Origin of the sequence: Synechococcus sp. R55.8, assembly GCF_047461895.1 — a bacterium.
Lineage (GTDB): Bacteria > Cyanobacteriota > Cyanobacteriia > Thermostichales > Thermostichaceae > Thermostichus.
Genome location: NZ_JANSIB010000148.1, coordinates 1 through 3,763, shown reverse-complemented (window position 1 = coordinate 3,763; position 3,763 = coordinate 1). Strand labels below are relative to the sequence as shown.

5 protein-coding genes are annotated in these 3,763 nt (G+C 57.4%); 3 read left to right on the top strand and 2 right to left on the bottom strand.

Translation table 11 applies throughout. The annotated features are described in order from the left end of the window. Positions 1-1,205: MFS transporter (locus NW829_RS11845; protein ID WP_414417161.1), on the bottom strand; the 1,205-nt coding region annotated here is incomplete at its 3' end. A 231-nt stretch (positions 1,206-1,436) separates the two neighbouring features. Between NW829_RS11845 and yidD the strand changes: the two genes are divergently transcribed. After that, positions 1,437-1,706 (top strand): membrane protein insertion efficiency factor YidD, encoded by a 270-nt coding sequence (yidD, locus tag NW829_RS11840; protein WP_414344078.1) that lies wholly within the window; start codon positions 1,437-1,439, stop codon positions 1,704-1,706. A gap of 17 nt (positions 1,707-1,723) precedes the next feature. Here the strand turns inward: yidD and NW829_RS11835 are convergent, their stop codons facing one another. Beyond that, positions 1,724-2,107: a RidA family protein gene (locus NW829_RS11835; RefSeq protein ID WP_414407490.1), complete on the bottom strand. Its 384-nt coding sequence runs from the start codon at positions 2,105-2,107 to the stop codon at positions 1,724-1,726. Between the two features lie 183 nt (positions 2,108-2,290). Between NW829_RS11835 and NW829_RS11830 the strand changes: the two genes are divergently transcribed. Together NW829_RS11830 and NW829_RS11825 are read left to right on the top strand one after the other, a co-directional pair. Then, the gene (locus NW829_RS11830) at positions 2,291-2,641 is read left to right on the top strand and encodes a phenylpyruvate tautomerase MIF-related protein (protein WP_414357213.1); all 351 of its coding nucleotides are present in this window, start codon (positions 2,291-2,293) and stop codon (positions 2,639-2,641) included. A gap of 80 nt (positions 2,642-2,721) precedes the next feature. Then, the gene (locus tag NW829_RS11825; RefSeq protein ID WP_414350142.1) at positions 2,722-3,468 is read left to right on the top strand and encodes a TVP38/TMEM64 family protein; all 747 of its coding nucleotides are present in this window, start codon (positions 2,722-2,724) and stop codon (positions 3,466-3,468) included. Positions 3,469-3,763 lie beyond the last annotated feature (295 nt).

Genomic DNA, 3,763 nt, shown 5'->3' with positions numbered 1-3,763 from the left:
TCCGGCCCCAGGCCCAAGGCAAAGCGCAGCGAGTCCCCCGGTCGCCCATTGGAGAAGAAGAGAAAAGAACCCAAGGAAGCCAAGGAAAGAAGAGCCGCATAGCCAAACATGGCTCGATAGCCGGATCCCGCTGCTAAGGTGCCCAAAAGGGGCCCCGCCAGGCCAATGCCCAAATCAAACCCGCACATCACCAAGCTAAACAGGCGACCCCGCTCCGCCGGCTCCGAGCGATCGGCCACGAGGGCAGAGATGAGAGGGATCAAAGTACCAAAACCGCAGCCTACCGCGACCCCAGCAGCCAGAAAAGCGCCGGTGCTGTTGGCAACAATCAGGATCCCCATTGCCAAGGCATAGGTGGCCAAGCTGAGGGAGATAAATGGCCCCCGCCCATAGCGATCGGAAGCGCGACCGGTGAGCAGGCGCACTCCAAAGCTGGCAAAGGCCACTGCCGTATAAAAAAGACCTGGATTCAGGGGAGCTCCGGCTTCTTGGATTAACAAGGCCACAAAGGTGGTCTGGGTGCCGAAGGCCAACCCCACCAAAAACATCACCCAAGCGAGGGAGCGCACCTTCGGGCTGCCCAGAAAGCTCCAGAAGGCCCCATCCATCGGCAGGGATCCCCAATGCTCACGCCGCTGTTCTCGAACCAGTTGGGTACAAAGAAAGCCCACCAACCCCAGCAGAGCAGAGAAGAGAAACGAAGGGCCATAGCCGGCAAACTCCTGCAAAAAGCCGCCCAAAGCAGGGCCAATGGCTGCGCCGATCGGATTGACCAAACTCATGTAGCCCAGGATCTCACCCCGTTTTTCTTCTGGGGCAAAATCCACCACCAAAGTCACATAGGCCGTGGCAAAAGCGGCGATGCTAACCCCATGAAAGGCTCGCACCAGCGCTACCCATGGGATCCAATCGGAGAGCCAGTATCCTATGGGGGCCATCCCCACCACCCCCATGCCGATAAGCAGCACGATCTGCCGGCTGTGGCCATCCGCCAGGCGACCCAACGCAGGGCGAAAGGCCAGCAACCCAATCGAAAAGGCCCCCATTACCCAGCCCACTTGCTGGCTGGTGCCACCGGCATCTCTGACGTAGAGAGGCAACGTGGGCAGCAGCGAGGATAAACTGGCCCAAAAGAGCAGCCCAGCCACAAACAAAATGCCCAAGTTGCGCCGCTGTGCCGGCTGCAGCTGCCCGAATACCCTCACGCCAACTCCTTATGCAAAATGGAACTCAAAGCGTTCTCCCAGAACCGCGCCCTAGGATAAGCCCACCTTCGCCGGATCCCTCAGCCCGAAATATTTAGGTGCTAACCTTTCTGATTGTAACCGTATGGTCTGGGGCTGGGAACCGGCCCTGCTCGCCTTTGCAGGCGCCTCCAGTCTGGGATAACAGCTAACCTCAAGTTACCTAGAGATGCGCTTTTTGGACTCCGACCCATGCCTGAACGATCGGATCCCCTCACTCGCAGCTTGATTGCCCTGATCCGGGGTTACCAGGTGGGTATTTCTCCTTGGCTGCCGCCTGCTTGTCGCTACTACCCCACCTGCTCCCAGTACACCTTGGAAGCGGTGCGGCGCTACGGTGCCCTACGTGGGGGTTGGCTGGGGCTCCGTCGCCTCTGTCGCTGTCATCCCTGGCACCCAGGGGGCTACGATCCAGTTCCCGATTTGCCGGGATCCGCGCCGACCCAGAAACCATTCCGCTAGCCGGACTCAGGAGACATTTAGGTCGATTGTGGGTAGCAGGCCACAACCTCGATTTCTACTCGGGCATTGAGGGGCAGGCGAGCCACCTGCACGCAAGAGCGGGCCGGAGCCGGATCGGTGGCAAAAAACTCTCGATAAACCTCGTTCATGGCCGCAAAGTCCTCCATATCGGCCAGGAAAACCGTTGTCTTCACCACATTGGCGAGAGTGGTGCCCCCCGCTTCCAGCACTGCCTGCACGTTCAGCAACGCCTGCCGAGTTTGAGAAACAATGTCCTCCCCCACCAGTTTGCCGGTTTTGGGATCCAGGCCCACCTGCCCGGCAGTAAACAGGAATGGCCCCAGAGCAGCAACACCCTGGCTGTAGGGGCCGACAGGAGCGGGGGCAGCTTCGGTTTGCACGCCACAAAGACATGCCCCAGGCCGATCCCGGTAGTGGCCGATCTCTGGCTGGGCCGGCTTCGTCTGCTCCATAGAGGTTTGCCCAACTCTGTCGCTACGCTACCACAGGTGGATTGCCGAAGAGCGGGGCTGAGAATGCCAAGATGAATTTCAAGATGAATTTGTTGATAGGGAGAGGGATCCATGCCGTTGATCAAGCTGCAAACGTCTGTGCAACCAGAAGCCGCCGCGGTAGGGGAACTGCTCAAGGTGCTGTCTGCTGCTCTATCGGAACAGTTGGGCAAGTCGGAAGCCTACGTGATGACTGCCTTTGAAGGTGGGATCCCGATGACCTTTGCCGGCAGTGGGGATCCCTGTTGCTACGTGGAAATCAAGAGTATCGGGCAATTTTCCGCCCAACAAACCCGGGCCATGAGCGAGTTTTTTTGTGGCACCATCGAGGCCCGATTGGGGATCCCCAAGAAGAGGATTTACATTGAGTTCAGCGATGCCAAAGGCTATCTTTGGGGATGGAACGGCACGACTTTCGGGTAAAGATACTTCCCCCACTCCAAGAGCTGTCTACTCTGGCTTGCCCTAGCTCGCCTCACAAGAACTTTGTAGGAGTTTAGCCAATGGAAGAGCTACCTCAACTCAACACAAATCCCCAAAAGCAGCGGATTTTGCTTAAGCTTGCTACCGGCTTGGGCTTGGCCATTTTTATCTTTTGGGCAGCCCATCGATTGGGATTTTTTGGAGTTATTCAAGACTGGCTCGCCGAAGCTCTGGCTTGGATTGAAAGCTTGGGGTTGCTGGGGCCAATCCTCTTCATTGCCATTTACATTGTAGCGACGGTGCTGCTTCTACCAGCCTCGGTGCTGACCTTGGGGGCAGGGGCCGTGTTCGGGTTGCTGGCCGGAACTGTGTACGTGCTGATCGGGGCAACCATTGGAGCCAACTTGGCTTTTTTAATCGGGCGCTACTTGGCGCGGGAACAGGTGGTGAAATGGATTGAGGGAAACGCCAAGTTTGCGGCCATCGATCGAGCGTTGGGACGTGAGGGATGGAAAATAGTCGGCCTGATTCGGCTGTCGCCTGCGTTTCCCTTCAATGTGCTCAACTACGCCCTGGGGCTGACCCAAATTTCTTTTCTGGATAACTTGCTGGGCACCGCTGGAATCGTGCCGGGCACTTTTATGTATGTGTACATCGGCTCATTGGCGGGATCCCTGGCCGACATGGAAGGCGCGGAGTTGGATCCTCAGGCTCAAACCGCCCAATGGGTCGTTCGCCTCGTGGGGCTCATCGCCACCATAGCCGCTACCGTCTACGTCACTCGCATTGCCCGCAAAGCCCTACAAGAAGCGGTGGAGCCTGCCTAGGGAATTGCATTTTAAACAAGAATGAAATCTGTTGCATTGCTTCCCAACTCCTCTCTCTCTGGGAGAAGGACTGGAGGTGGTCGCGGAAGCGGCGCGGAGCGTTTGGGCAGCAGTAGGAGTGTCTCAATCCAGTTTGAAATGACTATAAGTTGGCTCGGCGAGCTAGTGTGTAGAAAGCACCGGGTTGAGAACACTCACCGTTGGGCAGAGGCTTAGCCAACAACTTGGCAGAGGGTTTCCTGCCTGATACATTTACGCTGAACACTGCTGAACATCACTGTTCAACTATGCAGCG